Annotated in this window: 22 protein-coding genes; 12 read left to right on the forward strand and 10 right to left on the reverse strand. The window is 66.5% G+C overall.

Features of this window, described 5'->3' with window-relative positions; all coding sequences use genetic code 11:
- Window positions 1-17: 17 nt before the first annotated feature.
- From AC3WMA_RS10585 to AC3WMA_RS10595, 3 genes are all read right to left on the reverse strand, one after another.
- The gene (locus tag AC3WMA_RS10585; protein ID WP_492285322.1) at window positions 18-1,076 is read right to left on the reverse strand and encodes an ABC transporter ATP-binding protein; all 1,059 of its coding nucleotides are present in this window, start codon (window positions 1,074-1,076) and stop codon (window positions 18-20) included.
- 21 nt (window positions 1,077-1,097) lie between these two features.
- Window positions 1,098-1,913, reverse strand: coding sequence for an ABC transporter permease (locus AC3WMA_RS10590; RefSeq protein WP_492285323.1), 816 nt, complete (start codon window positions 1,911-1,913; stop codon window positions 1,098-1,100).
- Window positions 1,914-2,072: 159 nt separating this feature from the next.
- Window positions 2,073-3,308 (reverse strand): metal-dependent hydrolase family protein, encoded by a 1,236-nt coding sequence (locus AC3WMA_RS10595; RefSeq protein ID WP_492285324.1) that lies wholly within the window; start codon window positions 3,306-3,308, stop codon window positions 2,073-2,075.
- Between the two features lie 218 nt (window positions 3,309-3,526).
- Here AC3WMA_RS10595 and AC3WMA_RS10600 point away from each other — a divergent pair, with 218 nt between their 5' ends.
- Complete coding sequence (locus AC3WMA_RS10600; RefSeq protein WP_492285325.1) at window positions 3,527-4,636, forward strand: CaiB/BaiF CoA transferase family protein; 1,110 nt, start codon at window positions 3,527-3,529, stop codon at window positions 4,634-4,636.
- 264 nt (window positions 4,637-4,900) lie between these two features.
- Window positions 4,901-5,644, forward strand: a complete 744-nt coding sequence (locus tag AC3WMA_RS10605) for an aspartate/glutamate racemase family protein (protein ID WP_492285326.1) — start codon at window positions 4,901-4,903, stop codon at window positions 5,642-5,644.
- A 10-nt stretch (window positions 5,645-5,654) separates the two neighbouring features.
- Here AC3WMA_RS10605 and AC3WMA_RS10610 read toward each other — a convergent pair whose 3' ends face one another.
- On the reverse strand, window positions 5,655-6,566 hold the full coding sequence (locus AC3WMA_RS10610) for an NAD(P)-dependent oxidoreductase (RefSeq protein ID WP_492285327.1): 912 nt from the start codon (window positions 6,564-6,566) through the stop codon (window positions 5,655-5,657).
- 101 nt (window positions 6,567-6,667) lie between these two features.
- Between AC3WMA_RS10610 and AC3WMA_RS10615 the strand changes: the two genes are divergently transcribed.
- The gene (locus tag AC3WMA_RS10615; RefSeq protein ID WP_492285328.1) at window positions 6,668-7,738 is read left to right on the forward strand and encodes a LacI family DNA-binding transcriptional regulator; all 1,071 of its coding nucleotides are present in this window, start codon (window positions 6,668-6,670) and stop codon (window positions 7,736-7,738) included.
- A gap of 7 nt (window positions 7,739-7,745) precedes the next feature.
- Here the strand turns inward: AC3WMA_RS10615 and AC3WMA_RS10620 are convergent, their stop codons facing one another.
- The 5 genes from AC3WMA_RS10620 to AC3WMA_RS10640 all read right to left on the reverse strand — a co-directional run bounded on the left by AC3WMA_RS10620 (window position 7,746) and on the right by AC3WMA_RS10640 (window position 13,301).
- Window positions 7,746-8,651, reverse strand: coding sequence for an NAD(P)-dependent oxidoreductase (locus tag AC3WMA_RS10620; protein WP_492285329.1), 906 nt, complete (start codon window positions 8,649-8,651; stop codon window positions 7,746-7,748).
- 73 nt (window positions 8,652-8,724) lie between these two features.
- Window positions 8,725-9,627 (reverse strand): carbohydrate ABC transporter permease, encoded by a 903-nt coding sequence (locus AC3WMA_RS10625; RefSeq protein ID WP_257732623.1) that lies wholly within the window; start codon window positions 9,625-9,627, stop codon window positions 8,725-8,727.
- Window positions 9,620-10,576, reverse strand: a complete 957-nt coding sequence (locus tag AC3WMA_RS10630; RefSeq protein ID WP_257732624.1) for a carbohydrate ABC transporter permease — start codon at window positions 10,574-10,576, stop codon at window positions 9,620-9,622. The genes AC3WMA_RS10625 and AC3WMA_RS10630 overlap by 8 nt, the downstream gene beginning before the upstream one ends.
- Before the next feature lie 137 nt (window positions 10,577-10,713).
- A complete protein-coding gene (locus AC3WMA_RS10635) occupies window positions 10,714-12,018 on the reverse strand; it encodes an ABC transporter substrate-binding protein (RefSeq protein ID WP_492285330.1) in 1,305 nt (434 codons plus the stop codon).
- A gap of 230 nt (window positions 12,019-12,248) precedes the next feature.
- Complete coding sequence (locus AC3WMA_RS10640; RefSeq protein ID WP_492285331.1) at window positions 12,249-13,301, reverse strand: ABC transporter ATP-binding protein; 1,053 nt, start codon at window positions 13,299-13,301, stop codon at window positions 12,249-12,251.
- 240 nt (window positions 13,302-13,541) lie between these two features.
- Between AC3WMA_RS10640 and AC3WMA_RS10645 the strand changes: the two genes are divergently transcribed.
- From AC3WMA_RS10645 to AC3WMA_RS10655, 3 genes are all read left to right on the forward strand, one after another.
- The gene (locus AC3WMA_RS10645) at window positions 13,542-14,318 is read left to right on the forward strand and encodes a FadR/GntR family transcriptional regulator (RefSeq protein ID WP_492285332.1); all 777 of its coding nucleotides are present in this window, start codon (window positions 13,542-13,544) and stop codon (window positions 14,316-14,318) included.
- A gap of 149 nt (window positions 14,319-14,467) precedes the next feature.
- On the forward strand, window positions 14,468-15,442 hold the full coding sequence (locus AC3WMA_RS10650) for a 2-hydroxyacid dehydrogenase (protein WP_492285333.1): 975 nt from the start codon (window positions 14,468-14,470) through the stop codon (window positions 15,440-15,442).
- Entirely contained in the window at window positions 15,427-16,221 is a 795-nt protein-coding gene (locus tag AC3WMA_RS10655) for an AprI/Inh family metalloprotease inhibitor (RefSeq protein WP_492285334.1), read from the forward strand. Before AC3WMA_RS10650 ends, AC3WMA_RS10655 begins: the two co-directional genes overlap by 16 nt.
- 39 nt (window positions 16,222-16,260) lie before the next feature.
- Here the strand turns inward: AC3WMA_RS10655 and hppD are convergent, their stop codons facing one another.
- Window positions 16,261-17,397 (reverse strand): 4-hydroxyphenylpyruvate dioxygenase, encoded by a 1,137-nt coding sequence (hppD, locus tag AC3WMA_RS10660; RefSeq protein ID WP_492285335.1) that lies wholly within the window; start codon window positions 17,395-17,397, stop codon window positions 16,261-16,263.
- A gap of 133 nt (window positions 17,398-17,530) precedes the next feature.
- Here hppD and AC3WMA_RS10665 point away from each other — a divergent pair, with 133 nt between their 5' ends.
- The 6 genes from AC3WMA_RS10665 to AC3WMA_RS10690 all read left to right on the forward strand — a co-directional run bounded on the left by AC3WMA_RS10665 (window position 17,531) and on the right by AC3WMA_RS10690 (window position 22,558).
- The gene (locus AC3WMA_RS10665) at window positions 17,531-18,001 is read left to right on the forward strand and encodes an Lrp/AsnC family transcriptional regulator (protein ID WP_492285336.1); all 471 of its coding nucleotides are present in this window, start codon (window positions 17,531-17,533) and stop codon (window positions 17,999-18,001) included.
- A 98-nt stretch (window positions 18,002-18,099) separates the two neighbouring features.
- The gene (locus AC3WMA_RS10670) at window positions 18,100-18,984 is read left to right on the forward strand and encodes a tellurite resistance TerB family protein (RefSeq protein WP_492285337.1); all 885 of its coding nucleotides are present in this window, start codon (window positions 18,100-18,102) and stop codon (window positions 18,982-18,984) included.
- Between the two features lie 230 nt (window positions 18,985-19,214).
- A complete protein-coding gene (locus AC3WMA_RS10675) occupies window positions 19,215-20,105 on the forward strand; it encodes a UbiA family prenyltransferase (RefSeq protein ID WP_492285338.1) in 891 nt (296 codons plus the stop codon).
- Window positions 20,102-21,415: an FAD-binding oxidoreductase gene (locus AC3WMA_RS10680; RefSeq protein WP_492285339.1), complete on the forward strand. Its 1,314-nt coding sequence runs from the start codon at window positions 20,102-20,104 to the stop codon at window positions 21,413-21,415. The genes AC3WMA_RS10675 and AC3WMA_RS10680 overlap by 4 nt, the downstream gene beginning before the upstream one ends.
- An 83-nt stretch (window positions 21,416-21,498) precedes the next feature.
- Entirely contained in the window at window positions 21,499-22,011 is a 513-nt protein-coding gene (locus tag AC3WMA_RS10685) for a TlpA family protein disulfide reductase (RefSeq protein WP_492285340.1), read from the forward strand.
- 247 nt (window positions 22,012-22,258) lie between these two features.
- Entirely contained in the window at window positions 22,259-22,558 is a 300-nt protein-coding gene (locus AC3WMA_RS10690; protein ID WP_492285341.1) for a hypothetical protein, read from the forward strand.
- Window positions 22,559-22,638: the final 80 nt, after the last annotated feature.

The raw sequence follows: 22,638 nt of genomic DNA on the forward strand, positions 1-22,638 counted from the left end.
ACGCCGATTGGGAGCTTTCAGGCCCCTTGCGGATAGACGAGCCCGGCGCTTTCGGCCCAGCCTATCGTGATGGTTTCGCCCGGCTGCGGCTCGGCGAGCCCCACCCGGTTCGGAATCTGCAGGATCATGCGATCCTGCTCGTTGAGCGCGACCTGCACGTCGAGCAGCGCGCCGAGATAGGAGGCATGCTCGATCCGGGCCGGAAAGCGGTTGGCTAGCCCCTCGGCTTCGCCGCCGACGGCGATCCGCTCGGGCCGGAGTGCCAGCGTTGCCGGTCCACTCGCAGCAGCGGCGGTGCAGGCGATATCGAGCCCGCCGCCCGTGCGGAAGCGGCCCTGCCCCGTGACCTGCCCCTCGATGAAGGCGCTGCGCCCGATGAAGCCGGCGACGAAGCGATCGGCCGGCTTCTCGTAGAGCTCGCGCTGGGTGCCGATCTGGCGCACCTGCCCCTTTTCCATGACGACGAGGCGGTCCGCCATGGTCAGCGCCTCCTCCTGGTCATGGGTCACCATGATCGTGGTCAGGCCGAGCTTCTGCTGCAATTCGCGGATCTCGATCCGGACTTCGAGACGCAGCTTGGCGTCGAGGTTGGAGAGCGGCTCGTCGAGCAGCAGCACCTTCGGCTCCATCGCCAGCGCGCGGGCAAGTGCGACGCGCTGCTGCTGGCCGCCGGAGAGCTGGCGCGGATAGCGCTCGTCGAAGCCACCGAGCCGGACCAGCCTGAGCGCCTCGGCGACGCGCGGGCCGCGCTCGGCCTGCGGCACCTTGTGCATCTCCAGCCCGAAGGCGACGTTCTGCGCGACGGTCATATGCGGGAACAGCGCATAGCTCTGGAAGACCAGTCCGCAATGGCGCTTCCACGGCGGCAGGTTGGTGACGTCCTGCTCGCCGATGGTGATCGCGCCGGAGCTCGGCGCGATGAAGCCCGCGACCATACGCAAGGTCGTGGTCTTGCCGCAGCCGGAGGGACCGAGCAGCACGAGGAACTCGCCATCGGCGACCGCGATGTCGACATCGTCGACGACCGTCAGCGCGCCATAGGTCTTCTTCAGATGCGAAATCGAGAGACGTGCCATCGTTAGGAACTTGCCATCCGTTCACACCACCCGGCTCAGTTTGACATAGCGATCGGTCACGATCATCGCGACGCAGATCAGGACGATCTGGATGAGCGAGGCCGCCGCGACCGTCGGATCGATCTTCCATTCGAGATACTGGAGGATTGCGATCGGCAGCGTCGTGCGCCCCGGCCCGACCAGGAACAGGCTCATTTCGAGATTGCCGAACGAGGTCACGAAGCCGAACAGCGAAGCCGCGACGATGCCCGGCCGGATGCTCGGCAGCGTCACCCGCCAGAAGGTCGTGACCGGGCCGGCACCCAGATTCTGCGCGGCCTCCTCGATCGAGCGGTCGAAACCGGCGAGGCTCGCCGTCACCAGCCGCACCACCCAGGGGATCACAACGAGCGTATGCGCCGCGATGAGGCCGGCGAGCGAGCCCATCACCGGCAATTGCGTGGCGATCTCGACCTCGATCTGGAAGACATAGGTCGCGGTGCCCAGCACGATGCCCGGCATCACCAGCGGCAACAGCAAGAGCGTGCTGACGCCGCCTCCCAGCGGAATGCGATGGCGCACCAGCGCGAGGCTCGCCGGCACGCCGAGGAGAAGCCCGATCAGCGTCGACGCAACCGCGACCTGGAGGCTCAGCATGAAGCCGTCGATGAAGGGCTTGTTGTTCGCCGCGGCGGCGAACCATTTCAGCGAGTAGCCTTCCGGCGGAAAGGAGGGAATCTCCTGCCGGAAGAAGGCGAGCCAGGTCACGAAGATCAGCGGCAGCAGGATGAAGCCGAGCGAGAGCGCGGCCGCACCGTTCAGCGCATAGCGCCCAAAGCGCTGCGAACCGGCGCTCACCCGGCGTTTTCCCGATGGCAGGCCGCTCCGGCTGCCTGCCGCTTGCTGTCCACTGTGAAAGTCAAAACCGTCCCCTCTTTTGTCAGACAGTTTGCGACGCCAGTTACAAACAGTGAAGCCCGCTTTTCCGTCATCGGCTGGCCGGCGCTTGGGCAGGCCTCAGTGCAGCGTGTTCTTGTGGAAGGCGCCGCCCTTCATGATCGCCGCCAAATGCTTGCCCTGCTCCTGGAAGAGCGCGAGATCCTTCAGCGGGTCGCCGTCGACGAGGATGAGGTCGGCGAAGGCGCCGGTCTGAACCGTGCCGACCTTGCCTTCCATGCGCAGGATCTGGGCGCCGACCGTGGTTGCCGAGCGGATGATCTCCAGCGGCGAGAGCACCTCGCGGCGCAGCAGGAACTCGCGCGACTGCTCGCTCTGCAGCTGGCCGAGCAGGTCCGAGCCATAGGCGACCGGCACGCCGGCGCGCTTGCAGATTTCGAGGGAGCGCAGGCCGCCATCGATGACGAGGTCGTTCTTGGCCAGCATGTCGCCGGTCATGCCGAACTCGGCCGCCCGCTCCTTCATCGCGTAATAGGCAACGAGATTGGCGGTGAGGAACATGTTGTTCTCCGCCATCAGCTTGGCCGAAGCCTCGTCGATCAGGTTGCCGTGCTCGATCGCGCGCACGCCGCATTGCGCCGCCCGCGTGATCGCCTCCGGCGTATAGGCATGGGCGCAGACATAGCGGCCGAAGGCCTTCGCCTCCTCGACGGCGGCCTTCACCTCGTCGACGCTGAACTGCATCGAATCCAGGGGGTCATAGGGGCTGGCGACACCGCCGGACATCATGATCTTGATATGATCGGCGCCGAGTCGCATCTGCTCGCGCACCGACTTGCGCACCGAGGAGACGCCGTCGGAAACGTTCATCGTATAGGCCATGGCGTTGCAGCAATGGCAGCGTGCGCCGAAATCGGTGCGCCGGCGCGGGTCGCTATGGCCGCCGGTCGGGCCGATCGCGGCACCCGCGATGAACAGGCGCGGCCCCGCGACATCGCCCTTCTCGACCGCTTCCTTGATGCCCCAGTCGGCGCCGCCGGTATCGCGCACGCTGGTGAAGCCGCGGTCGAGCATGCCCTTCATCAGCCGGACGGCGCGTGCCGTCATCAGCGTCAGCGGCATGCTCTCCATCGTCCGAATATAGACCTCGGACAGGAAGACATGGACATGGCTGTCGATCAGGCCGGGCATCAGCGTCCGGCCGCCGCAATCGATCACGTCGGCCTTGGCGAGCTTGAGCGGCTTGTCGGAGAGCTCGCGGATTTTGTCGCCCTCGACAACAAGCTCGTAGCCCTGGCGCAGCTCACCGAAACCGGGTTCGAGCAAAGCGAAGTTCTTGAAATGCAGCATCGTCATTCCCGCCTCCGAACATGCCTGTCAGCGAGCACCCGGCCCCGACAGCGATATAATATGCACGCAACATCCAAATTGTCGACAGTGTAGGATCGTTTGAATCCGCTTTCGGAGAAGATCCTTCGTCCGCCATCGATCTCGGGGGTGCGTAACCGTTAGAGGCGTTGCGCCACCGGTCTATGACGGCTTCACTGCGGCTCGAACGGAGATTCGCACGCGCCATGCCAGGACCACTGGACGGGATCAAGATCGTCGACCTCACCACGATTATCGCCGGTCCCTATGCGACGCAGACGCTCGGCGACATGGGTGCGGATGTCCTCAAGGTCGAGCCGCCGGGCGGCGACATCATGCGGGCGCCCGGTCCTGCTCGTTCGCCCGGCATGGGCGCAGCCTTCCTCAATTGCAACCGCAACAAGCGCAGCATCGCGCTCGACATGAAATCGGCAGAGGATCTCGCCCGCCTCCGCGAATTCATCGCGGAGGCGGACATCTTCATCCACAACATGCGGATGGAGGCCGCCCGTCGCTACGGGCTCGATCCGGAGACGCTGCTCGCCGGCCATCCGCGCCTGATCTACTGCGCCATCGTCGGCTTCGGACAGGACGGGCCTTATCGCGACCGTCCGGCCTATGACGACGTCATTCAGGCCGCCTCGGGCTGGGCCGCACTGTCCCAGCGCAGCGGCGATGCACCGGCCTATGCGCCCACCATCGTCGCCGACAAGACGACTGCTCTCTTCGCCGTCGGCGCGATCAATGCGGCGCTCTATCACCGGGCGGTCTCGGGCGAAGGCCAGGCGATCGAGGTCCCCATGTTCGAGGCCATGGTCTCTTTCCTCGCGGTCGAGCATCTCGGCGGCCGCAGCTTCGAGCCCGCACTTGGTCCAAGCGGCTATTCGCGCGTCCTGTCGCGGCATCGCCGGCCCTATCGCACGGCAGACGGCTTCATCGCAGTGATGCCCTATACGGCGGCGCATTGGCACGCCCTGTTCGAGGCCGCCGGTCGCGATGACTGGGCCACGGAACCGGCGCTCAGTGACGGCGCAGCCCGCGCCGCGATGATCGACACGCTCTACGAGCGGCTGGCGGAGTGCCTGCTGCATCGCCCGTCGGCCGAATGGCTGGCGGTCCTCGACCGGATCGACGTGCCCTGCTCCGCGATCAACACGCTCGACGATCTGCTGGACGACCCGCATCTGAAGGCGACCGGCTTCTTCGAGACGGTCGAGCATCCAGAGGAAGGACAGCTGGTCACGACGAAGCCGCCGATCCGCTTCAGCCGGACGCCCTGTGCAATCACGAAGCAGGCACCGAGCCGGCCACGCTGATCGCAGCTTTGTGCCAGCAAAGTCATCCGGTGCTTGCTGTCGACGCAGCGGAATGCGAGAACGCCGGGTAGTGCGAACAAGGGCCGGCCGTGCCGGAATGGAAGCACTGTTTCTCCATTCCTCCGCTTGCGAGCCGAACGGCATATCTGCTGTTGATTTCGAACCGATGAGACACCGTTCGCTCCTGACAGCCGCTGCATGGCCATCGCCCGATCGGGCGGTCGACGGTGCCGCGCGGCTGGATCACGGATTGTGAGGCCTCGCTTGCGCATTCTCCTGCTCAACCCCAACACGATGCCGGAAATGACGGCGCTGGTGACCCGTGTGGTCCAGCCCTATCTGCCTGTTCAGGCCGAGATCGTGCCGGTGACGGGCCGCTTCGGAGCCGAATATATCGCCAGCCGCAGCGCCAGCGTCATCGCCGCCCACGCGGCGCTCGAAGCCTTCGCCGAACATGGCCAGGATTGCGACGGCGTCTATCTCGCCTGCTTCGGCGACCCCGGCCTGCTCGCGCTCAAGGAGATGGCGCGCATCCCGGTGATCGGCATGGCCGAGGCTAGTAGCCGCTACGCCGCCGAAAAGGCAGAGCGCTTTGCCATCGTCACCGGCGGCGAGCGCTGGGGCCCGATGCTGCATGAATTCGTCGGCTCGATCGGGCTGGGCAATCGCCTCGCCGCGGTCGAGACCGTCGCGCCGACCGGCGCCGATATCGCCCGCGACCCCGACGGCTCGATCGCCATGCTCGCGGAAGCCTGCCGCCGCGTCGCCAAACGCGACGGTGCGGGCGCGGTCATCCTCGGCGGCGCCGGACTCGCAGGCCTCGCGCCCCGCGTCCAACCCCATGTCGACGTGCCCGTGATCTGCTCGGCCGAAGCCGGCATCCGCATGCTGCTGGCCGAACTCGACCAGCCCCAACCGAAGCCGCAGGAGGGCGATCTCGCCCTGCCCGCGCCGGTCGCCAGTGCCGGACTCTCGGACGGCCTCTCCCGGTTGCTGGCGCAGCCCTGAACGGCGCGGATTAGCCCTTACCGGCGAGCGAAGTGCCGTTCAGGCCCGCGATCCAGTCCGACAGCATCGGCACGTAATCCTCGCCCTTGCCGCTGGCGACGGCGGCGGCATAGCTGTTCTTCACGGCATTGCCGATCGGGTTGGCGACGCCCGCGTCGTTGGCGACGCTCTCCAGATAGCGCACGTCCTTCAGCGCATTGCTCAGCGTGAACTTGTGGGCGTCGCGGTCGCGCTCCAGCACGTATGTCATGAAGGTCTGGTAGAAGCCGCAATCCATGCGGCTGCCGCGTATGACGCTGTCGAAAGTCTGGGGCGTGATGCCGATCTTCTGGCCGAGCGTCAGCGCCTCCGCATAGATCGCGGCATAGCCCAGCGACAGGAAATTGTTGATCAGCTTCATCTTGTGGCCGTCGCCGACCGGCCCGAGATGCACGATCTTCTGCGCCCAGGCCTCGCAGGCCGGCTTGATCCGCGCGAAGACCTCGGGAGACGCCCCGATCATCGCCGAGAGCTGGCCGAGCGCGGCCTGTGCCGGCGTGCCGCCGAGCGGCGCGTCGGCAAGATGCAGGCCCTTCGCCTCCAGTTCGGCGGCGAGCTTCACCGTCACCGTCGGGTCGGAGGTCGAGCAATCGACGATCACCGTGCCCGGCTTCGCCCCGGCGATGATGCCGTTCTCGCCTCTCAGCACGGCTTCGACCTGGGGCGAGCCGGTCACGCACAGGAAGATGATCTCGGAACGCGAAGCGAGTTCCTTCGCCGTCTTCGCCTCAGTCGCACCAGCCGCAACGAGTTCCTCGACCGGCTTGCGGTTGCGGTGTCCCATCACGGTCAGCGGGAAGCCCTTGTCGACGAGATTGCGGGCCATGCCCTGCCCCATCAGGCCGACGCCGATGAAGCCGATGGACTCTTTGGTTGCAGTCATCTTCAAATTCTCCCGCTGATATGGTTGAGATGGAACCGGAAGTCGGCGAAATGGCCCGACCGGAAGCCGGCCGTAAGGCCCGCGCTCAGTGTGGACGAGTCATGACCGCCAGCGACCCGCCCGGGCCCCGCCAGCCCAACAGCCCGCCGCCAGCCGGCCGCGCCCGCGTGACGCTTCAGGTCATCGCCGAGCGTCTCTCGGTCTCGACCGCGACGGTGTCGCTGGCTTTGCGTGGCTCTCAGCTCGTCGCGGAGGCGACGCGCAACCGCGTCCGCGAGATCGCCCGCGAGATGGGCTACAGCTACAACCGCAGCGCCGCCTCGCTCCGCACCGACCGCACCAACATCATCGGCGTCGGCTTCCACGACATCACCAATCCCTATTTCGCCGAACTGCTCGCGGCGATCGAGGAGACCGCCGGCCGCTACGACCGCTCGATCCTGCTCGGCACCTATGCCGAGAACCTCGACCGGCAGCAGCGCGTGCTCGGCACGCTCGCCGAATACCGGCCGGACGGCATGGTCCTGTGCTCGGCCGGCGGCAGCACGGCGGAAAGCCTCAGCCCCCTGATCGATGCCGGCATCCCGATCGTCCAGCTCTCGCGCGAAATCCCCGAGCTCGACCTCGATTTCGTCGGCTCCGACGATCGCCACGGCACCAATCTCGCGATGGAGCATCTGATCGAGCTCGGCCATCGCCGCATCGCCTTCCTCTGTGCCAATGAGAGCATCTCGACCGGCCGCAACCGCTATGCCGGCTATCGCGACGCGCTCGCCCGCCATGGCCTGCCCTTCGACCCGGCGCTGGTCCATTTCGATTACGGCACCCGCGAGAACGGGTTGAAGGGCATCCAGAAAGTGCTCGACGCCCATGATCCGCCGACCGCCGCCGCCTGCATGAACGATCTCGCCGCCTTCGGCGCCATGCTCGGCCTGCGTCATCGCGGACTGGAGGCCGGCAGCGATTTCTCGATCGTCGGCTGCGACGACGTGAAGGAGGCAGCGCAGTGGTTCCCGGCGCTCACCACCATCTTCAACTTCCAGAACGACATGGGCGCCAAATCGGCCGAGTTCCTGCTGAACCGCATCGCCGACCCCACCGCCCCAAGGCAGCGCCTGCTGCTGACACCGGCGCTCCACGTCCGCGGAACGACCTGCCCGCCGCGGCGCTGAGCCCTGCTCAGGCATCGTTCGCGGGCTTGGCGTTGAGCGCCCGATAGGCCCGCACCACCTGCGAATCGTCGCGCCCGCCATGGCCGAGGCCCGACGCCGACAGGAACATCTGGTGCGCCGCCGCCGCCAGCGGCAGGGCCGTCTTCGCGGCGCGCCCGGCATCGAGCACGATGCCGAGGTCCTTGACGAAGATGTCGACGGCGCTCGCCACCACCGGATCGGGCTCGTGCATGCGCGGCCCGCGATCCCTCAGCATCCAGGACGAGGCAGCCGAGCCGCCCATGATCTCGAAGAGCAGGCGCCCGTCGATGCCGGCCTTCTCGGCCAAGGACAGGGCCTCGGCCGCCACCGCGATATGCACGCCGCAAAGCAGCTGGTTGACGGTCTTCACCGTCGCGCCTTGCCCGGCCTTCTCGCCGACATGGAAGACCTTGTCGCCGAGCGCATCGAGCACCGGCTTCGCCCGCGCGAAGCTGTCGTTGGGCGCCCCGACCATGATGGTCAGCGTCGCGTTGCGCGCACCGTTCACCCCGCCCGAGACCGGCGCGTCGATGAAATGCCGGCCGGTCTTCGTGACCTCAGCCGCGATCGCCTCGGCCTCGCCGGGCGGGCAGGTCGCCATCAGGATGACCGACGCCCCCGGCGCCAACGCCTCCAGCGCACCGGCCTCGAACAGCACCGCACGCGCCTGCGCCGCATTGACGACCATCAGCACCAACGCCTCGGCGCCGGTAGCCGCCTCCTTCGCGCTCGCCGCCGCATGCCCGCCGGCTGCGACGAGCGCGTCACGCGCCGCCTCCCGCATGTCGAAGCCGGTTACGCGGAACTGCTTCCGGACGAGGTTCTCGGCCATCGGCGCGCCCATGGCGCCGAGCCCGACGAAGGCGATGCTGGAGATCGGTTGAGCGGACATGAGGCAGACACTCTCGGAACGAAAGCGGGCACAGCTCGCGCCATGCCCGCAAGGCGGCCGGCATCAGCGCCGGTTACTCCTTCACCGCACCCGTCATGGACGCGACGTAGTAGTCGACGAAGAAGGAATAGAGGATCGCGACGGGGATCGAGCCGAGCAGCGCGCCGGCCATCAGCGAGCCCCAGTGATAGACGTCACCCTCGACGAGCTGGGTCAGCACCGCGACCGGAACCGTCTTCTTCTCCGCCGACTGGATGAAGGCAAGCGCATAGATGAACTCGTTCCAGGACAGGGTGAAGGCGAAGATTCCGGCCGAGATCAGGCCGGGCATGGCAAGCGGCAAAGTGATCCGCCACAAGGTCTGCAAGCGCGTCGCCCCGTCGATCATCGCGCATTCCTCGAGCTCGTAGGGGATCGACTTGAAATAGCCGATCAGAAGCCAGGTGCAGAACGGGATCAGGAAGGTCGGATAGGTCAGGATCAGCGCGAGCGGCGAGTCGAACAGGCCGAACTGGAAGATCAGCGTCGCCAGCGGGATGAACAGGATCGAGGGCGGCACGAGATAGGCGAGATAGATCGCGAGACCCACATATTGGGAGCCTTTGAATCGCAGGCGCTGGATCGCATAGGCCGCGAGCACGCTGGAGAACAGCGAGAGCGCCGTCGCCACCGCCGCGACCATCATCGTGGTCCACAGCCATTGCGGATAGTCGGTCTGGAAGAGCAGCTTGTTGATGTTCTCCAGCGTCGGCGACTTCACCCAGAACGGGTTGTTGTTCTTGTAGTCGAGCAGCTCGCCGTTCGGTTTGATCGCCGTGATCGCCATCCAATAGAACGGGAACAGCAGTACGAGCACGAAGACCGAGAGCGGCAGATAGAGCGTGATGAAGCGCCGCGGGCCGGACGACCAGTCGATGACGCCTTCGCGTTCCTTGTCCGTGAGCTGCGGGCGTGTGGCCAGGGTCTGGTCAGTCATTGTCTTCCCCCTGCTGCCACTTCCGCCGGGACAGGCCGTAATAGCTGAACAGCGTCGCCATCACGAGGAACGGGATCATCGCCACCGCGATCGCCGCGCCCTCGCCGAGCTGACCGCCCGGAATGCCGCGCTGGAAGGCGAGCGTCGCCATCAGATGCGTGGCGTTGACCGGCCCGCCGCGGGTGATGGCGTAGACCAGCTGGAAATCGGTGAAGGTGAACAGGACCGAGAAGGTCAGCACCACCGCCAGGATCGGCATCAGCATCGGCAGCGTGACATGCCGGAAGCGCTGCCAGGAATTGGCGCCGTCGAGCATCGCCGCCTCGTAGAGCGAGGGTGAGATCGTCTGCAGGCCGGCGAGCAGGCTGATCGCGACGAAGGGGATGCCGCGCCAGATATTGGCCGCGATCAAGGAGAACCGCGCCGGCCAGGGCTGGCCGAGGAAGTCGATATAGGTGTCGCGCCAGCCGAGCACGTCGACGAGCACATAGGAGATGATCGAGAACTGCGGATCGTAGATCCACCAGAAGGCGATCGCCGAGAGCACGGTCGGCACGATCCAGGGGATCAGGATGATCGCCCGGAGCAGCGACTTGAACGGCAGATGGTTGTTGAGCAGCAGGGCCAGCCACAGCCCGAGCGCGAACTTCCCGAAAGTCGCCACGCCCGTATAGAGCAGCGTGTTCCAGACCGAGGTGATGAAGACACGGTCGTGCCAGAGCGATTCGAAATTCTCGAAGCCGATGAACTGCCCGACACGGCCGATGCGCGTATCGGTGAAGGCGAGCCAGATGCCGAGGCCCAGCGGATAGCTGAGGAAGACCAGCAGGAAGCCCGCCGCCGGCAGCAGGCACAGGAAGATCAGGAACGGCTTGTAGTCGAACAGACGCACAAGCCAGCTCTGCTGCAGGCTGTGGACGGTTCGCGATTCGGCGGCAGCTACGGCCATGGCGCCCTCGCGTTCGAGTCGGCAGTAGCATCGGAGCGAAAGGCTGAAACCGCCTTTCGGGGACATCCGATGCGATCTTGCGTCGGCCGCCGGACGAGCCGGCGGCCGTGTGTGTCCGCGTCAGCGCGGTTAGCGCATCACGACCGGTAGTAGCGCCGGGCGCGACGCTCGGCCTCCTTGGCCGCCTCTTCCGGCGTCGCCTGGCCGGCGCAGACGGAAGCGACCATCTGGACGACGACATATTCGGCGTTGACCGTGCCGGCCGCCTCGTTGATCGCGCCCTTGTAACCGCTCCACAGCGCCCGATCCCAGGTGTCGCGATAGACCACGATCTTCGGATCGGCCGACCAGACCTTGCTCTCGGCAAAGGCCTTCAGCGGCTGGGCCCAGTAGCCGTAGCAACCGGTCAGCCACTTGTCGTACTGCTCCTTCTCCATCATGAAGCGGAGATATTCCTTCGCGGCGTTCGGGAACTTCGTGTGCTTGAACGCCATGGCGTTGATGATCAGCGCCGGCTCCGAGGGACGGCCGAGCGGACCGACCGGCATCGTCGCATGGTTCAGGTCCTTGCCGATCGCCGCGGTCTTCTCGTCCTTCGAGTTCTTGATCGAGAAATAGAGCGAGACGCCGTTCTGGGTCAGGCCGATTTCACCGGCCGACAACGCCTTGTTGTTGCTGATGTCGAGCCAGGAGAGCGTGCCCGGAATGAAGGTCTCGTAGAGCGCCTTGGCATATTTCAGCGCCTCGATCGTCTCCTTCGAGTTGATCGCGACCTTGTTGTTCTCGTCGACCATGTAGCCGCCATGGGTCCAGACGAGCCAGTTGCAGAAGGCGTTGCCGTCGCCGACCGCGTTGCCGAGCGCGAAGCCGGCCGGATGGCCGTTGGCCTTGAGCTTGCGGCAGAGGTTGAGGAAACCGTCGAGATCCTTCGGGAAGGTATCGAAGCCCGCTTCCTTGACCCAGGATTCACGATAGACCGCCGGCGCGCCGGAGGCGCCCATCGGGATCGAGATCCACTGGTTGGTCTTGTCCTTCTTGCCGTATTTCTCGGCGATCGGGTACCAGCCGCCGTATTTCTTGCCGAGTTCGTCGGCGATCTCGGTGAGGTCGATCAGCTTGTCCGAGAAGATATGCGGATCATCGGCCCAGCCGACGACGATATCGGGGCCGGCGCCGGTATTGGCGGTGACCGCCGTCTGCGGGCGCAGGTCTTCCCAGCCGGCATAGTCGACACGGACCGGAACGCCCGTCGCCTTGGTGAAGGCCTCGGTGTTCTCGTTGAAGATCGTCTGGTCGGGATCGACGAACTTGGTCGGGCGCAGCACGCGAAGCGTCGCGCCCTGCTCGATCTTGGCTTGCGCGATGGACGGCGCGAGCGGCAGCGTGGCTCCTGCGGCAAGTCCGGCGCCGCCGATCAGAACGTCTCTTCTGGAAATGCTCATGGAAACCGTCTCCTCCGTTGGCGCGGCGGCGGCCTGCATGGGACCACCGTCCTGCATGATTATGGGCGTTGACAGCGATCATCCGTCGCTCCGCCTGGCGGGAGCGGCGAATTCCTTGATGCCGAGCCCGATCGGGCGTGAAAGAGGCCGATCGGGAAAGCCGGTTCAGAACTCCGCGCCGCGAACGCGCGGTTCGGCCGAGTCGCAGCGCAACCCGGCCGATGCCTGCTCTAGATTCGCTTGCCGGTCGCGGCGTCGAACAGATGCGTCACGCTGGTATCGGGCGTGATGCCGATCGTCTCGCCGGGCCTGGCCGAGATGCGCTCGCGGAAGATGCAGGTCAGGTCCTGCCCGCCGCAGCGGACGACGACCTGCGTCTCCGAGCCCATCGGCTCGACGACCGCGACCTCGGCCTTCAGCCCGTTGGGATCCAGCCGGAAATGCTCGGGGCGGATGCCCAGCACCGCAGAGAGCCCATCGGAGCCGACCGGATGTTTGCCGATCGGCCAGACCGTGCCACCTTCGGTCTCGAAGCCGTGACCGACGATCTTGCCCTTAAGGAGGTTCATCGAGGGCGAGCCGATGAAGGCGGCGACGAAGAGATTGGCCGGGTTGTCGTAGAGATCGAGCGGGGCGCCCATCTGCTCGACGATGCCGTCATGCATCACGACGATCTTGTCGGCCATGGTCATGGCTTCGATCTGGTCGTGCGTGACATAGACCGTGGTGGTCTTGAGGCGCTGGTGCAGCTCCTTGATCTCGGTGCGCATCTGCACGCGCAGCTTGGCGTCGAGGTTGGAGAGCGGTTCGTCGAACAGGAAGACCTGCGGATCACGCACGATGGCGCGGCCCATCGCGACGCGCTGGCGCTGGCCGCCGGAGAGCTGGCGCGGATAGCGGTCGAGCAGCTTGGTCAGGCCGAGAATCTGGGCGGCCTTGTTGACGCGCTCGTCGATCTCGCTCTTCGGCGCCTTCCGCAGCTTCATCGAGAAGGCCATGTTGTCGGCGACCGTCATATGCGGATAGAGCGCATAGTTCTGGAACACCATGGCGATGTCGCGCTCCTTCGGGGGCACGTCATTCACCACGCGCGGACCGATCCTGATCTCGCCGCCCGAGATGTTCTCGAGCCCCGCGATCATGCGCAGCAGCGTCGACTTCCCGCAGCCCGAGGGGCCGACCAGGATGACGAATTCGCCGTCGTTGATGTCGATATCGACGCCGTGGATGACCTGCGTCGACCCGTAGGCCTTGCGCACATCGGCGATCTGGACTGAGGCCATGCCGTCCTTCCCTGCTTTCCGTTCCCTGGTCGCTCCGCCTGTCATGCAGGCGGCTCACGACCACAATCGGTTTCTTGTGACCGAATGATGAAACCGGATATCGCCTGCTGCCGGCGATTGTGTCCGTTCCAATCTGCGATAAAGTCATACGATAGAAGCGGCCCTGTCAAGCGCCGCCACAGCCTTCGCAATGCCGCAAATTCAGGCTGGCCGGAGGCGCCCAAGGGAGGGGCACCAGCGATGCGGGTACGCGATTTCTCGCGGCCGACGACGCTCAATCCGGACCGGCTTTTCGGCCAGGTCGCCCAGAAGCTCGCCGTTGCGATCATCACCGGCCGCGTCCGGGCCGGCGAGGTGCTGCCGAACGAGGACGACCTGCGCTCGGAGATCTCGGTTTCGCGCACCGCCTATCGCGAGGCGGTCAAGATTCTGACGGCGAAGGGGTTGGTCGAAGCCCGCCCGAAGAGCGGCACCAGGGCGGCGGCGCGCGAGCGCTGGAACCTGCTCGACCCCGACGTCCTGTCCTGGCATTTCGAGTCCGATCCCAACGAGAAATTCATCCGCGATCTCTTCGAGTTGCGCCGCTTCGTCGAGCCCAGCGCGGCGCGCCTCGCGGCGCAGCGCCGGACCTCGGCCGATATCGCCCGCATCGAGGCCGCCTATCGCGGCATGGCCGATGGCGCGCCCTATGCGGAAGCGACGATCCGGGCCGATCTCACCTTCCACGAGGCGATCTTCTCCGCCGCCCAGAACGCCGCCCTGCAATGCCTCTCCAGCGCCGTCATCGCCACGCTGCAATGGTCCTTGCTGCTGAAGACCGGGGATGAGGCCGCCTATATCGAGTCCCTGCCCGACCACGAGCACGTCCTGCTCGCCATTATCGACCGCGACGGCGACCTCGCCTCGGCGCGCATGGCCGGTCTCGTCATCGACAGCCTGAACACGACCCTGGCTTCGCTCGGCACGCATGTCGCCACGGAAGCTGGGAAAATCGCCCGAATAAAGCATACTAAATGAACGCTTCGCATCGCCAGCGAAGCGTGTTCGGATAGCGCTCATGCGGCGGCGGGGCTATGCCTGTCCGGCAGGCCGCGTCATTTCATTTTAATCGATTCAGATCAACCTAATCAACGACCTTCCTCACCACACCGACGGACAGCCCGACAATGACAATCTCCAACAAGCCCGAAATCGTCATGACCGGCCCGCTGATGGCCTATGCGGCCGACCAGCTCAAGGCACGCTTCACCGTCCATGAATTGTGGAAGGCGGCCGATCGCGCCGCATTGCTGCGCGAGGTCGCCGACCGCGTGCGCGGCGTCGCCGCCGGCGGCGGCCACAACCGGGTCGACGGCGCGCTGTTCGACGCCCTGCCGAAGGTTGAGGTCATCTCCAGCTTCGGCGTCGGCTACGACCATGTCGATGCGGCCGAGGCCGGCCGCCGCGGGCTCATCGTCACCAACACGCCCGACGTCCTGACCGACGAGGTCGCCGATCTCGCGCTTGGCCTGCTGATCGCCGCCGTCCGCCAGCTCCCGCAGGTCGATCGCTATCTGCGCGAGGGCAAGTGGCTTCAGGGCAATTACCCGCTCACCACCTCGCTGCGCGGGCGCAAGGTCGGCATCGTCGGCCTCGGCCGCATCGGCAAGGCCGTGGCACAGCGCGTCGAGGCCTTCGGCCTGCCCGTCTTCTACCATGGCCGCTCGCGCCAGCCCGACGTGTCCTATCCCTATTACCCCTCGCTGGTCGACATGGCTGCCGATGTCGACACGCTGATCTCGGTCGCGCCTGGCGGCGCCTCGACCCATCACATCATCAATGCCGAAGTGCTGAAGGCGCTCGGCCCCAACGGCATCCTGGTCAATGTCGGCCGTGGCACGGTCGTGGACGAGCAGGCGCTGATCAAGGCGCTCAACGACAGGACCATCCTCTCCGCCGGCCTCGACGTCTTCGAGGACGAGCCGCGCGTGCCGGCCGAGCTGATCGCGATCGAGCATGCCGTGCTGCTGCCCCATGTCGGCTCGGCCTCGGTCCATACCCGCGAGGCGATGGGCCAGCTTCTGGTCGACAACCTGGTTTCATGGTTCGATGGCAAGGGCCCGCTGACGCCCGTGTCGGAGACTCCATGGAACAAGGCCTGATCCGCCGGCTGCTGCCGCTTATCCTTCTCGGCGCCGGCTCCCTGCCGGCCGCCGCCCAGACGGCGCCGCTGCCGCGCGGCGCCGACAAGGCGCCGGACGCGATCCGCCGCTGGCTCGGCGCCTGGGAGCTCGCGCTCGCCGATGCGTCGAGAAGCTGCACCGTCACGCTCGGCGTAGAGCCGGCCGGCAACCGGCGCCAGTTGCGCTTCCCGGCGACCTGCCGCCGCGCCCTGCCGATCCTCGACACGGCGGCGTCATGGACATTGAGCGGCGGCGGACAGCCGCAATTCATGGATGCCAGCGGCAAGGAGGTCGTCGGCTTCCAGAGCGGCACGCCCGAAACCGGTCTCAACGGCAAGGGCAGCGACGGCAAGGCCTATAAGCTGGCGTCCCGGGATCATCCTCGCGTCTCGCCGCAAAGCACGCAAAACCCCGCTGCTGCGGCAGCACAGCGCATTACGGTCGTCGATCCTGCGACCGCACCCGCTGCCAATACCCTGCCCGGGCGCTACGTCCTGATGCGTCAGCAGAACCGTGAGGCCTGCCGCCTCGTCCTTTCACCGGCCTCGGCCGACGGCCGCCAGCCCGCTGCCTTCGAGGGACTGTGCCCGGATACCGGGCTGACGATCTTCGATCCCGTCAGCTGGCGCTATGCCGGCGGACGCCTGACACTCGTCGCGCGTCGTGGCCACGGCACTGATCTCGTCTTCGAGAACGGCCAGTGGCGCAAGGACCCCGCGGTCGGCGCGCCCCTGCTCATGCGCAAGCTCACGCCGTAGCACGCATGGCCGGCCGAGCCGGCCATGCGGAGCCGCGTGCTATTCGGCGGCGGTGGCCGGGCTCAGCACGCCCCTGCGGATCTGGTCTTCCTCGATCGATTCGAAGAGCGCGCGGAAATTGCCCTCGCCGAAGCCGTCATCGCCCTTGCGCTGAATGAACTCGAAGAAGATCGGCCCGAGCACGGTGCCCGAGAAGATCTGCAGCAAGACCTTGCTCATCCGGCCCTGCTTCTCGCCGAGCGCGACCGCGCCCTCGCCGTCGATCAGGATGCCCGTGGCCTTGAGGCGCTCGACCGGCTCGCCATGGTTCGGCACGCGGGCATCGACCTTCTCGTAATAGGTCGCCGGCGGCGACGGCATGAAGGGCAGGCCGTTGCCGCGCAGCGCCTCGACGCTGGCATAGATGTCGCGCGAGCCCATCGCGACATGCTGGATGCCCTCGCCCTTGTACTGGCGCAGGTATTCCTCGATCTGGCTCTTGTCGTCGAGCGACTCGTTGATCGGGATGCGGATCTTGCCGCAGGGCGAGGTCAGCGCCCGCGAGATCAGGCCGGTCAGCTTGCCCTCGATGTTGAAGAAACGAATCTCGCGGAAATTGAACAGGTTGCCGTACCAGCCGGCCCAATGGTCCATGCGCCCGCGGATGACGTTATGGGTGAGGTGGTCGAGGTAATAGAGCCCGGCCTGCTCCGGATGCGGGTCGCGCTCGCCGATCCACTCGAAATCGACATCCCAGATCGAACCCTTCTCGCCATAGCGGTCGACGAAATAGAGCAGCGAACCGCCGATGCCGCGTACAGCAGGGATCGCGAGCTCGCCCGGCCCGATCGCGCTCTCATAGGGCTCGGCGCCGAGCGACACGGCCCTATCGAAAGCGTACTTCGCATCGACGACTCGGAAGGCCATGGCGCAGGCGCAGGGGCCGTGCTCGGCGGCGAAGGCCTGGGCGAAGGAATCCGGTTCGGCATTGACGACGAAATTGACGTCGCCCTGCCGGTAGAGCGTCACCTGCTTCGAGCGGTGGCGGGCGACCTTGGTGAAGCCCATCGTCTCGAAGAGGGCACCGAGCTTCTCCGGCTCGGGATGGGCATACTCGACGAACTCGAACCCATCGGTTCCCATCGGATTGGCGGCCGAGATCGCGGGCGGGGCGGCATCATGCGGAAACGGACCCATTGGCATTCCTCCTGTCTGCTCTTGTCGGGATGATCAATCATCGCGCAGTCGGCAGGCGAATGGCGTGCAAACTTGCCTTCATTAGAGATTCTGGCGCATGTTTCGTGCATACTAAGCTCTGAGGGCGCACCATATGGCCACGCTTGACGCAATCGACTGGCGCCTTCTGGATGCACTCCAGAACGACGCCTCCCTGACCAACGCAGCCCTGGCCGAAACGGTTGGCCTCTCGGCCAGCCAGGTTTCACGTCGGCGACAGCGATTGGAGCAGGAGGGCGTGATCCGCGGCTATCGCGCCGCGCTGGAGCCCTCCGCCGTCGGCCTCGGGGTCATCGTCTTCATCCATGTCGCGCTCGACACGCATACGCGGGATAATGCGCGCCGCTTCCGCGACCTCGTGCGCCTGACGCCGGCGATTCTCGAGGCCCACGCCCTGACCGGCGAGGCGGATTACCTGCTGAAGGTGGCGGTCGGCGACCTCAAGGCCCTCGCCCGCCTCGTCAACGAAATCCTGATGCCGCATGAAAGCGTCGCCCGCGTGCGCTCGGAGATCGCGTTGGAGACCCTTCAGGAGCCTGGGCTGCTGCCATTGCCGATGACGTGAGCGCGCAGCTGTGCAAACTCGCGCCTTGGTCACGCCGTTTTCATACGGCTGATCAAACTCGACTGCGCGGCATGACGGCCGCCAACAGGAGAAACGATATGTTCAACGCCAAATCCCTGCTCGACGCCCTGATCAGCGCCGGCAGCCAGGCAGGTGCGCAGGCGGGGCAGCAAGGCGGTCTCGGCGGCATGCTCGGCGGATTGGCCGGTCAGGTCCAGCGCTCGGGCGGCATCGGCGGGCTCGCCGGGCAGATCCTGACCCAGGCGACTCAGGGTCTCGGCGACGCCGCGCGCCAGACAGGTGTGCAGCAGGGCGCTGGCGATGCGCTCGGCCGGGTCACTGGCGGCCGGACGCCGGACCAGCTCATCGAACAGGCCAAGGGCGTGTTCACCAGCAATCCCGCGCTGGCGACGGCGGTGCTCGGCGGCCTCGGCGCCCTCGTCTTCGGCACCAGCACCGGCCGCTCCGTTGCCGGCTCGGCGGCCAAGCTCGGCGGCCTCGCCCTGATCGGCGGCCTCGCCTACAAGGCCTATCAGAACTACCAGGCCGGCAAGCCGCTGCTCAACGCCGCCCAGCAGGAGGTGCTGCCGGCACCGGCCGGCACCGGCTTCGAGCCGCAGGCCGCGACCGAAGCGACCGCCCTCGTCTTCATTCGCGCCATGATCGCGGCGGCTGCCGCCGACGGCCATATCGATGCGGAAGAGCAGAGTGCGATCCTCGGCGGCCTGAAGGAGGCCGGCCTCGAACAGGAGGCGCATGAGTGGCTGGCGAAGGAGATGGCGAAGCCGGCTTCGATCGACACGCTGGTCGAGGCAGCCGAGAGCCCGGAGCTCGCCGCCCAGATCTACACGGCGGCGCGCATCGCCATCAATCCGGACAACGCGGCCGAGAAGGATTTCCTGGCCGGGCTCGCCGGCTCGCTCGGCCTCGATGCCGAGCTGGTCGCCAATATCGACGCCGCCGCCAGCGCCGCCAAGGTCTGAGGCGCACCGGCCATTGCCATGACGGTGCCCGGCCCGGGCATCGTCCACCCCGGCTTTCGCGGAATGCGGAAGCCGGGCGTTAAGCATGGCGTTGAAATCACTGCCCGTTTCGACGCCATATGCACCCCCGCTTAGGATTTTTCGTCCGATAACGCCCGCGCCGGTTCAACCGGCAGCCGGGCTCCGCGTCGCGGAGGCCGGCCCATGTCTTGGGGGAGACGGGTCGAACTATGTCTGTGACCGCGATGATCAGGGCGATGCGGCCGCACCACTGGCTCAAGAATGGCCTCGTCTTCGTCCCGATCCTGCTCAATCACGACGCGTTCGATCCGCACGCGCTCTGGCTCGGCCTGATCGCCTTCGTCGCCTTCAGCCTGATCGCCTCGGCGATCTACCTCCTCAACGACATCATCGATGTCGAGGCGGACCGGCGCCACCCGACCAAGTGCAAGCGCCCGCTCGCGGCCGGCGAGATCACGGCGGCGCAGGCCTATGCCGCCGTGCCGGTGCTTCTGATCGCTGCCTTTTCGACAGTCATGCTGGTTCCGCAGCCCCAGCCCTTCCTGCTCGCACTGCTGGCCTATCTCTTCCTGGCGCTGGCCTACCTGCTCTTCCTCAAGCGCAAGCTTCTGGTCGACGTGCTCGGCCTCGCCGCGATGCACACGCTGCGCATCCTTGCCGGCAACGCTGCCGCCGCGATTCCCGTCTCCTCCTGGCTGCTCGCCTTCGCGATGTTCCTCTTCCTCAGCCTCGCGCTGGTGAAGCGCTATGCCGAACTGCGCCTGACCCAGGACCAGTCCGGCCTGAAGAAGGCCGGGCGCGGTTATCAGGCCGAGGATATCGAGGCCCTCTCCCAGCTCGGCATGGCTTCGGGCTGCACCTGCGCGCTGATCATGGCGCTCTATGTCGACAGCGCCAATGTGAAGCAGCTCTATAGCCAGCCGAAGCTGATCTGGCTGATCTGCCCGATCATCCTCTACCAGATGGCCCGGATCTGGTTCCTGGCCCGCCGCGGCCATATGCCGGATGATCCGCTGGTCTTCATGATCCGCGACTGGCGCAGCCAGTTCATGGGGCTGCTCGTGATCCTGATCATGGTCGCGGCGACATTCCTGCCGTGACCGCGCCGCTTTCGGACTTCCGGTCCTGGGGTGGGCTCGCAGCCCGCGGCAGCACGATCCTCGATGCCCGCGACTGGCTCGATGCGCCCCACCGTCCGCGCCGCCCTCTTCTCGCCTATGGCAACGGCCGTTCCTATGGCGATTCCTGCCTGAACAACGGCGGCACGCTGATCGATGCGCGCGGCCTCGACGACATCCTCGCCTTCGACCGCGAGACGGGCCTCATTACGTGCGGCGCCGGCCTCATGCTCGACCGCCTGCTCGAGATCGCCGTGCCGGCCGGCTGGTTTCCGCCGGTCACGCCCGGCACCGCCTTCGTCACCGTCGGCGGCGCGCTCGCCAACGACGTCCACGGCAAGAACCACCACAGCGCCGGCACCTTCGGCAGCCATGTCCGCGCCTTCGAGCTCGTCCGCTCGGACGGGCAACACCTGATCTGCGCGCCGGACCTCAACGGCGAGCTCTTCGCCGCGACCATCGGCGGCTTCGGCCTGACCGGGCTGGTGACGCAGGTGACGCTGCAACTGATGCCGATCGTCTCGGCCGAAATGGCGCAGGAGGTCCTGCCCTTCGACAATCTCGATGGCTTCTTCGACATCGCCGCCGCCTCCGACGCCACGCATGACTATACGGTCGCCTGGATCGACTCGCTCGCCAGCGGGCGGAATTTCGGCCGTGGCGTCTTCTTCCGGGCCAACCATGCCCCCGCGTCCGACGAACCGCCGCCGCGCCAGGCGCGCTCCCTGCCCTTTCCGCTGAAGCCGCCCGTCCCGCTGATCAACCGCGTGACACTCAGCGCTTTCAACTGGCTCTACCGCAACAGCCAGCCGCGCGACCGCCTCGAACGCCGCGTGCCCTATCGCCCGTTCTTCTACCCGCTCGACCGCATCCATGACTGGAACCGCGCCTATGGTCCGAAGGGCCTGCGGCAGTTCCAATGCGCCATCCCGCCCGAGAATGCCGCCGCGAACGTCGCGGAGATGCTGCGCCAGACGCTCGCTGCCGGCGAGGCCTCCTTCCTGACGGTGCTGAAGCTTTTCGGCGACAAGCCCTCACCCGGCCTGATGTCCTTCCCCATGCCCGGCGCGACGCTGACGCTGGACTTCCCCAATCGCGGCGAGCGGACCGAACGGCTTCTGACGCGGCTCGACGGCCTCGCGATCGCCGCCGGCGGGCGGGTCAATCCCTACAAGGATGCCCGCATGTCACCTAAGACCTTCGCAGCCTCCTTCCCGCGCTGGCGCGACTTCGCCGCTCATGTCGACCCGGGCTTCTCCTCCGATTTCTGGCGGCGGGTCACCGCCCAATAGACACGGGGCTGCGACATCACAGCCCGGCGTGATGCGCGCGGCAGCGGTTTCCTGTGGCGGTAGCCTGCTGCTAGCTGCGCTTCATGACTCCGCCTGTGAACGATCGGCCGGCACCCGGCCGGAACACCGCCCTGTCGCCGACGCGCCGCCAGACCCTCGCCGCCGCTCTGCTTTCTCCCTTCGCGGCGACACCGGCCGCAGGCCGGCAGCCGCCGCGCTTCGCCGGGCCGAGCTCGCAATTCGTCCAGATCGATCCGCCGGAGGAGGCGGGCTCGCTCATTCTCACCGATCTCGCCGGCAAGAGCCGGCCGCTCTCCGCCTATCGCGGCAAGGCGGTGCTCCTGAATTTCTGGGCGAGCTGGTGCCCGCCTTGCCGGCGCGAATTGCCGATCCTGCGGCGGCTGCAAGCCAAAGCGGCCCGCGAGCCCTTCGTCGTCGTGCCAGTCTCGCTCGACAAATCCGCGGCGACCGTCAGGACCTATCTCGACCGGCTCGGCCTCGCCGACCTCATGACCTTTATTGATGCCGAGGGGATAGTGGCCTCGGGCCCGAAATCGGCGAAGCCCACACCGTCCCGCTCTACGGCATGCCAATGACCTACCTGCTCGATCGCGAAGCGCGCAGCGTCGGCTATCTCGTTGGCGAGGCGGACTGGACGAGCCCGGAGGGACTGGAATTGCTGCGCTTCTATGGTCGGGCGGCGGGCTGATCACGCCCGCGTTTCGGAGCAGCCTGAGCCACCTCGAAAAAATCTCGCGTCGCCTTTGAACCTGTCTGCCGCAGCCTGCGACCAATGAGCATGAAGAGCGAAACCTTCGCTCTCGCAGAGATCGGGAGACGAGCATGACGACGTTCCGCAAGACCGTGACCGCGACCCTCGCGGCCCTCACCCTGGCCACCACCTTCGCAGCGTCCGGCGCCGAGGCGCGCCCGCGCTGGGGTTACGGCTACGGCCACCGGGGCTGGGGTGTCGGAGCCGGCGTGGTCGGCGCGATCGCCGCGGGCGCCATCATCGCCGGCGCCACCCGCCCCGCCTATGGCTACGGCTACTACGCCGCCCCCGTCCGCTCCTGCGATCTCGTCGAGCGCTTCGACCGCTGGGGCAACGTCATCGGCTACCGCCGGGTGTGCGGCTACTACTGAGCTTCCTGGAAGACCCCTGTTTCGAGACCCTGACTCAAAAGGCCGGCTTACGCCGGCCTCTTTTTTTGTTGCTGGTGAGC

The organism is Allobosea sp. FW305-C-101 (assembly GCF_058783685.1).

Bases quoted from the DNA above. Each gene is read 5' to 3' on its own strand.
- AC3WMA_RS10585 (WP_492285322.1), bottom strand. From the start codon at position 1,076: ATGGCACGTCTCTCGATTTCGCATCTGAAGAAGACCTATGGCGCGCTG.
- AC3WMA_RS10595 (WP_492285324.1), bottom strand. From the start codon at position 3,308: ATGACGATGCTGCATTTCAAGAACTTCGCTTTGCTCGAACCCGGTTTC.
- AC3WMA_RS10600 (WP_492285325.1), top strand. From the start codon at position 3,527: ATGCCAGGACCACTGGACGGGATCAAGATCGTCGACCTCACCACGATT.
- AC3WMA_RS10610 (WP_492285327.1), bottom strand. From the start codon at position 6,566: ATGACTGCAACCAAAGAGTCCATCGGCTTCATCGGCGTCGGCCTGATG.
- AC3WMA_RS10615 (WP_492285328.1), top strand. From the start codon at position 6,668: ATGACCGCCAGCGACCCGCCCGGGCCCCGCCAGCCCAACAGCCCGCCG.
- AC3WMA_RS10620 (WP_492285329.1), bottom strand. From the start codon at position 8,651: ATGTCCGCTCAACCGATCTCCAGCATCGCCTTCGTCGGGCTCGGCGCC.
- AC3WMA_RS10625 (WP_257732623.1), bottom strand. From the start codon at position 9,627: ATGACTGACCAGACCCTGGCCACACGCCCGCAGCTCACGGACAAGGAA.
- AC3WMA_RS10630 (WP_257732624.1), bottom strand. From the start codon at position 10,576: ATGGCCGTAGCTGCCGCCGAATCGCGAACCGTCCACAGCCTGCAGCAG.
- AC3WMA_RS10635 (WP_492285330.1), bottom strand. From the start codon at position 12,018: ATGAGCATTTCCAGAAGAGACGTTCTGATCGGCGGCGCCGGACTTGCC.
- AC3WMA_RS10640 (WP_492285331.1), bottom strand. From the start codon at position 13,301: ATGGCCTCAGTCCAGATCGCCGATGTGCGCAAGGCCTACGGGTCGACG.
- AC3WMA_RS10645 (WP_492285332.1), top strand. From the start codon at position 13,542: ATGCGGGTACGCGATTTCTCGCGGCCGACGACGCTCAATCCGGACCGG.
- AC3WMA_RS10650 (WP_492285333.1), top strand. From the start codon at position 14,468: ATGACAATCTCCAACAAGCCCGAAATCGTCATGACCGGCCCGCTGATG.
- AC3WMA_RS10655 (WP_492285334.1), top strand. From the start codon at position 15,427: ATGGAACAAGGCCTGATCCGCCGGCTGCTGCCGCTTATCCTTCTCGGC.
- hppD (WP_492285335.1), bottom strand. From the start codon at position 17,397: ATGGGTCCGTTTCCGCATGATGCCGCCCCGCCCGCGATCTCGGCCGCC.
- AC3WMA_RS10665 (WP_492285336.1), top strand. From the start codon at position 17,531: ATGGCCACGCTTGACGCAATCGACTGGCGCCTTCTGGATGCACTCCAG.
- AC3WMA_RS10670 (WP_492285337.1), top strand. From the start codon at position 18,100: ATGTTCAACGCCAAATCCCTGCTCGACGCCCTGATCAGCGCCGGCAGC.
- AC3WMA_RS10675 (WP_492285338.1), top strand. From the start codon at position 19,215: ATGTCTGTGACCGCGATGATCAGGGCGATGCGGCCGCACCACTGGCTC.
- AC3WMA_RS10685 (WP_492285340.1), top strand. From the start codon at position 21,499: ATGACTCCGCCTGTGAACGATCGGCCGGCACCCGGCCGGAACACCGCC.
- AC3WMA_RS10690 (WP_492285341.1), top strand. From the start codon at position 22,259: ATGACGACGTTCCGCAAGACCGTGACCGCGACCCTCGCGGCCCTCACC.